Annotated in this window: 6 protein-coding genes; 3 read left to right on the top strand and 3 right to left on the bottom strand. The window is 65.6% G+C overall.

From position 1 onward, the window contains the following. From VFP86_22005 to VFP86_21995, 3 genes are all read right to left on the bottom strand, one after another. A partial coding sequence (locus tag VFP86_22005; protein ID HET9002325.1) for an ABC transporter substrate-binding protein occupies window positions 1–929 on the bottom strand: 929 nt, incomplete at its 3' end. Window positions 930–947: 18 nt separating this feature from the next. Continuing rightward, window positions 948–1,844 carry an ABC transporter permease gene (locus VFP86_22000; protein ID HET9002324.1) on the bottom strand — a complete coding sequence of 299 codons (897 nt, stop codon included), beginning with the start codon at window positions 1,842–1,844 and terminating at the stop codon, window positions 948–950. After that, entirely contained in the window at window positions 1,810–2,742 is a 933-nt protein-coding gene (locus VFP86_21995; GenBank protein HET9002323.1) for an ABC transporter permease, read from the bottom strand. The genes VFP86_22000 and VFP86_21995 overlap by 35 nt, the downstream gene beginning before the upstream one ends. Before the next feature lie 165 nt (window positions 2,743–2,907). Between VFP86_21995 and VFP86_21990 the strand changes: the two genes are divergently transcribed. From VFP86_21990 to VFP86_21980, 3 genes are all read left to right on the top strand, one after another. Further along, window positions 2,908–4,593 carry an ABC transporter substrate-binding protein gene (locus VFP86_21990; GenBank protein HET9002322.1) on the top strand — a complete coding sequence of 562 codons (1,686 nt, stop codon included), beginning with the start codon at window positions 2,908–2,910 and terminating at the stop codon, window positions 4,591–4,593. A 67-nt stretch (window positions 4,594–4,660) separates the two neighbouring features. Beyond that, window positions 4,661–5,650, top strand: a complete 990-nt coding sequence (locus VFP86_21985; protein ID HET9002321.1) for an ABC transporter permease — start codon at window positions 4,661–4,663, stop codon at window positions 5,648–5,650. Beyond that, window positions 5,637–6,115, top strand: a 479-nt coding sequence (locus tag VFP86_21980) for an ABC transporter permease (GenBank protein ID HET9002320.1), incomplete at its 3' end; no start/stop codon positions are given. The genes VFP86_21985 and VFP86_21980, both read left to right, overlap by 14 nt.

Raw genomic sequence — 6,115 nt, 5'->3', positions numbered from 1 at the left:
ACGAGGACATCCTTGTTGACGGCGTAGTTCATCGCCCGCCGAACGCGGATGTCGCTGAAGGGATCCTTGGTCGTGTTGAATTCGAGGAACAGCCCCACTCCCTTGCGGAGAAAGTGAAAGATCTGGTATTTCTTGCTGTCGACCAACCGCAGCACATCATGCGGCGGAATGCCGATCTGGCTCACCTCGCCGCCCTCGAAGGCCGCGACCTGCGTCGCGGAATCGGGGATGATGCGGTACGTCACCTGTTGGATGTACGCCGCACCCTTGTGCATGTACGGCGGCCCCCAGGCGAACGCGGGATTCCGCACCACCGTGATGTGGTGACCGGAGACCCACTCCTTGACGGTGTACGGCCCTTCACTGACCGGCGTCCGACCGAAGCCGGCGCCCGCGGCGTCGGCCGCTTTGACGCTGATCGGCGAGAGACGCGAATCGGTGAGATTGGCCATGAAGGGCGCGAACGGCTCCTTGAGGGTGATCCTCAGCATCGCGGCGTCGAGAGCTTCCACAGAGGTCACCGGACCGAGTTGGGCCTTGGCTACGGGGGACTTCGTCTCCGGCGCCAGCGCGCGCTCGATCGACAGCTTGACCGCCTGCGCCGTGACCGGCGTGCCATCGTGAAAGGTGGCGCCCGCCTTGAGCCGCAGCGTCCATTGCAACCCGTCGCGGCTGACCGTCCATGACTCGGCCAGGCCCGGCACGATGCGGTTCTGGAAATCCTTGGCCAGCAGGGGCTCTCCGACGAGCGTAAAGATCTGGGCCGCCACGGCCGCGCCGGTCTTTTGGGGGTCGAGCGTGTCCGGCTCCTCGGTGATAGCGATCGTCCAGGTCCCGCCCGCCTTGGTCTCCTGGGCGGAGAGAGCCACCGCCCATGCCGCCGTCACCGCGATGACGAGTGCGAGACCTCCCGCTGCAACCCGCCGCATCCTGATCCCCCCTTCGAGCTAGAGCACCTTCATCCGAGGATCGAGCGCATCGCGTAACCCGTCGCCGAGGAGATTGAACGCCATCACCGCGACGAAAATCGCCAGCCCGGGAAAGAGCGCGATGTACCACGACGTCAGCAGGTAGGTGACGGCCTCGCCCAACATCGTCCCCCACTCGGGGGTGGGCGGGGTCACGCCCAGCCCGAGAAACCCGAGCCCCGCCGCGGTCAGGATGGCCGCGCCGAGCTGCAGGGAGGATTGGACGACGACCGGCGCGGCCGCGTTGGGCAGGACGTGCCGGAACATGATCAGGCGGTCGCGCAGTCCGGTGGCGCGGGCAGATTCGATGTAGGTGAGCTGGCGAATACCGAGCGTCACCCCCCGGACCAGCCGGACGTACACCGGAACCGAGGCGATCCCTACGCTGATCACGACATTGAGGAGCCCGACACCGAGAATACTGATCAGCGTCAAGGCCAAGAGGAACCCGGGAAAGGCGAGCATCACATCCACGATCCGCTGAATCACCCCGTCTACGAAGCCTCCGTAGTAACCCGACAGGATCCCGAGCGGCACCCCGATCGCGCCGCTGATGCCCACGGCCATCGCGCCGATCACGAGCGAGATCCGGCCGCCGTAGACGACGCGGGTGAGGATATCCCGGCCGAGCTGGTCCGTCCCAAACGGATGGACCGACGTCGGCGCGTGCAGCGTCGAATTCAAGTCCGCAGTGTCGGGGTTGTACGGAAGGACCACGCCCGCGAGCGCCGCCCCGGCCAACATCACCACGAGGACGGCCAGTCCGGCCACCGCGGTCCGGCTCCGGCCGAAACGGCCGACGACGGCCAGCGGATGGCTGAACGCCCGCTGGGGGAGGGGCTTAGCTGAACTTGATGCGCGGATCGATGTAACCATAGAGGAGATCCACCACGAGGTTCACGACCAAGAACGTGATCGCAAACAACAGGACGACGCCCTGGATGATCGGATAGTCGCGGGCGCTGATGGCCGTGACGAGGAGCTGCCCGATCCCCGGCCACGCAAACGTCGTCTCGGTGAGGATCGCGCCGCCGAAGAGGGCGCCGAACTGGAGCCCGATCACCGTCACGACGGGGATGAGGGCGTTCCGGAGGGCATGGCGGAACACGACGACGCCCTCTACGAGCCCCTTCGCCCGCGCCGTCCGCACGTAGTCCTGGCGGAGGGTCTCCAGCATGCTGCTGCGCGTCTGCCGCTCGATGAAGGCGATACTGAACGCCGCGAGCGTAATCGAGGGGAGGATGAGGCTCGTCGGACCGGCCGCACCCCCCGCCGGGACCAGGTGGAGGAACACCGCGAACACGATCATCAGCATCAGGCCGAGCCAGAAGACGGGAATGCTGACACCCGCGAAGGCGACCACGCTGACCAGGTAGTCGACCGAGGTGTACTGGCGCGTGCTCACGGCGATCCCCGACACGATCCCGAGGATCCCGGACAGGACGGTGGCGGTCGCGGCGAGGAGAGCCGTCTTGGGCAGCCGGCTCGAGATCTCCTGCACCACCGGCGCCTGCGTGGTGATCGACTTACCCAAGTTACCGTGGGAGATCGCTCTGAGAAAGAGTTCGTACTGAACGGCGACCGGCTTCGTGAGCCCAAGCTGCACCCGGATCCGGTCGACCTCATCTTGCGTGGCGTTGAGCCCCGCGAGCAGGCGGGCCGGGTCTCCCGGAAGCACCCTCACCATGAAGAAGACGATCAACGTGACTCCGAACAGCGTCGGAATCGCGGCGATGATCCGCCGGATCGCAAACCCGAAGAACCCGCCCGTCATCGCACTCCCCCACGTCAGAATATGCTCACGGCCGCCGCCCCTCCTCCCTTGGGGCAAAAGAGGTTGTCCGCGCCGCCGCGGGGAGGCCGCAGGAGCGCCCGGAATCGCTGTATAACTTGTCACATGGATACTGAGGTGTGAGGGACACTACGGAGGGGGAATGCTATGCGCGCTCAGACGTGGATTCACGGTCTCGTGTTCGCACTGATCGGCGCCCTCACGTTCACCGCCGCGCCGGTGAGCCCGACACAGGCGCAGGCGAACCGGGTCGTGCGTGAACTGGTCTTGGTGACATGGCCGCAGGCGCAGGATCCGCAGCAGTACGAGTCGGCCCGCATCGCTGCCGATGGCATGCGCAGGCTCGGCCTCAAGGTGACCGTGCGGCCGATGCCGTGGGAGCAGCTGGCCGACTACATCTGGTACAGCCGGGAGAAATGGGACATGACCACCTGGCAGATGGTCGGCCGCCCCGAGCGCTCCGACCCAGACGAGCTCCTAGTCAACCTCTTCTCGTCGAGCACGGCCAAGGACGGGTACAACTTCATCGGGTTCATCGATTCCAAGTACGACGCGATCGCCCAGGCGCAGCGGGAGGCGACCGATCCAAACCAGCGGAAGCAGCTGGTGGAGCAGGCGCAAAAGATGCTCGCCGACGCACAGCCCTACACGTTCCTCGTGAACCCCAAGACCCCCTACGCTTACAACAATGAGGTGTGGGACTCGAAGACGATCGTCGAGCAGAAGGGCATCGGGATCAAGAACTTCTGGACGTTCGACCAGGCGACGCCGAAGGGCGCGCAAAAGGACATGGTGCTGAACAACCAGGAACCCGTCAAGGCCATTAACCCTCTCTACATCAGCGGGAAAATCGATTCGTGGATCACCGAGCTCATCTGGGACCGCCTGGTCCGTGTCGGCCCCGACGGACTGCCCCGGCCCTGGGCGGCAAGCGCCTACAAGTGGGTCAATCCCACCACGATCGACGTCACGCTGCGCGCCGGGATGAAGTTTCATGACGGCACCCCGGTGACTCCCGAAGACGTGATTTTCTCGTTCTCGGCGCCCAAAGGCGACAAGGTGCCAATGTACAAGCCGTTCGTCGCGAACGTCAAAAACATCCAAAAGGTCGACGCCACGACCCTCCGGTTCGTGCTGGAGAAACCGTCGGCGGCGTTTCTCACCTCGACGCTCGGCAAACTCAACATTGTCCCGCAGCACGTCTGGGCGCCGATGCTGCAGGGCCTCGAGGGGAAGAAAGAGAACGCCGAGTCCCTCCAGGAAAAGACGCCGGTCGGATCCGGGCCGTTTAAGTTCGTGAGCTGGACGCGGAACCAGGAAGTGGTGCTGGAGGCCAATCCGCAGCATTGGGCGGCTCCCAAGATGCACCGCTGGATCCTCCGGGGTGTCTCCAACGTTGAAGCCGCGCTCGGGGCCTTGCGGAACGGAGAGCTCAACTTCCTCTCGGACTACCTGGGCGATCCCTCCGTGCTGGCCAAGCTGAGCCGCGATGACCACCGGATCACCGTCGTCGCATCTACGGATATCGGGATGCAGTTTATCGGGTATAACGAGCGCCGGCCGCCGTTCAACGACGTCAACTTCCGGAGGGCCCTCACCATGGTCACCGACCGGAACATGATCCGCCTGGTCGCCTACAAGGGATACGGCGAGATGGCCGACTCCCCGGTGAGCAGGGCGCTCGCGTTCTGGCACGCAACCGGCCTGCCCCAGTACGCGTACAACGTGGCCGCGGCCAAGGACCTGCTGAAGAAAGCCGGGTACGAGTGGGACGGCCAGGGGCGGCTCCTGTATCCGGCCAACCAGTCCGAGACGCTCGAGGTCGCGCGGTAACACCGCACATCGTCGTCGGGCCCGCGTCCGGCCGCCGCAGCCGCCGCCGGACGCGGGCCGTGCTCTCATGAAGCGCTCATCGGGACGGTGGATCGCACAGCGGCTGGGTCAGATGCTGCTCGTGCTCTGGGTGATCGCGACGATCCTGTTTCTGATTTTCCGCCTCATGCCGGGGAATCCACTCGTCGCGTACATCGACCCCACCTTTACAACCGAGCAGCAGAAGGCCCTCATGCACGAGTTCGGCCTCGACCTCCCCCTGTGGCAGCAATATGCGATCTTTCTCCGCGCCTCTGCGACTGGGGACATGGGCGTCTCCTTCACGTACCGTGCGCCGGTCTGGAAGCTGGTCTGGGAGGCCCTCCCCAACACGCTGATCCTGACGCTGGGCGCCGTGATCATCGCCTTCGTGACTGGCACGATCTCGGGAGCGTTCCTCGCGTGGAAGCGGGGCACGGCGATCGAGTCCACGGGAATCCCGTTGGCCCTGGCGGTGCGGGCCGCGCCGGAGTTCTGGGTGGGCATGATCCTACTCGCGGTCTTCTCGTTCTCCCTCCGGTGGTTCCCGTCGTCCGGGACCGCGAACCCCGGGGTCGTGTACGCCTCGCTCTGGCAGCAGGTCACGAGCCTGGACTTCCTCCGTCATCTCACGCTGCCGCTCGTCACACTCGTCCTCTACCTGCAGGGGCTCCCCCTCCTCTTAATGCGCAGCAACATGCTGGATGTGATGGAGGAAGAGTTCGTCGTGATGGCACGGATGAAGGGCCTGCCCGAGGGGCGCATCCTACTGCGCCACGCGGCGCGCAACGCGCTCCTTCCGGTGGCGACCGCATTCGCCCTGGTGATCGGGTACAGTCTGGGAGGCAACGTCGTCGTCGAGAACGTCTTCAGCTGGCCGGGGCTCGGCCGGCTGCTGGTCCGGGCGGTCGCGGCGAAGGACTATCCGCTCGCCCAGGGCGCGTTTCTCCTGATCGCCGCGGTGGCCATCGCGATGAACCTCCTGGCCGACATTGCGTATTCCTGGCTCGATCCGCGGGTGTCCTATGCGAAACGGTAGCGTGCAGGTCCTCCCCCGCCCCCGCACGCCGGGGTTCGCCGCGGGGCGCCGAGCGTGGGAGTCCTTCCGGGGAGTGCTCCAGCACGACCGCTTCGCGGTTGCGGGCGTCTGCATCTACCTGGTCTTCATCCTCGTGGCGGCTGCGGCACCGCTGATCGCGCCGTACGACCCGCAGCAGACCATCACCAAAGGAGACGACCTGATGGCCAACCAACCGCCCGGGCCGTCGTTCCGCCTCGGCACCACCAACGTCGGACGGGACATCTTCTCGCAGTTGGTCCATGGCGCGCGGCCGGCGCTGACGGTGGGGTTCACGGCGGCGTTCTTCGTCGCGCTGATCGGTACGGTCGTCGGGATCGTGGCGGGGTTTTACGGCGGATGGATCGATGCCGTCCTGATGCGGCTGGCCGACATTGCGTTCGGGATCCCGTTCCTGCCGCTGGTCATCGTGCTCGTGGCGTTCCT

The organism is bacterium, assembly GCA_035703895.1.
Taxonomy (GTDB): domain Bacteria; phylum Sysuimicrobiota; class Sysuimicrobiia; order Sysuimicrobiales; family Segetimicrobiaceae; genus Segetimicrobium.
This window is presented reverse-complemented; position numbering and strand designations above follow the sequence as displayed.

Excerpts from the sequence above, each read along its gene's own strand:
- VFP86_22000 (HET9002324.1), bottom strand. The coding sequence starts at position 1,844 with ATGGTTACATCGATCCGCGCATCAAGTTCAGCTAAGCCCCTCCCCCAG.
- VFP86_21995 (HET9002323.1), bottom strand. The coding sequence starts at position 2,742 with ATGACGGGCGGGTTCTTCGGGTTTGCGATCCGGCGGATCATCGCCGCG.
- VFP86_21990 (HET9002322.1), top strand. The coding sequence starts at position 2,908 with ATGCGCGCTCAGACGTGGATTCACGGTCTCGTGTTCGCACTGATCGGC.
- VFP86_21985 (HET9002321.1), top strand. The coding sequence starts at position 4,661 with ATGAAGCGCTCATCGGGACGGTGGATCGCACAGCGGCTGGGTCAGATG.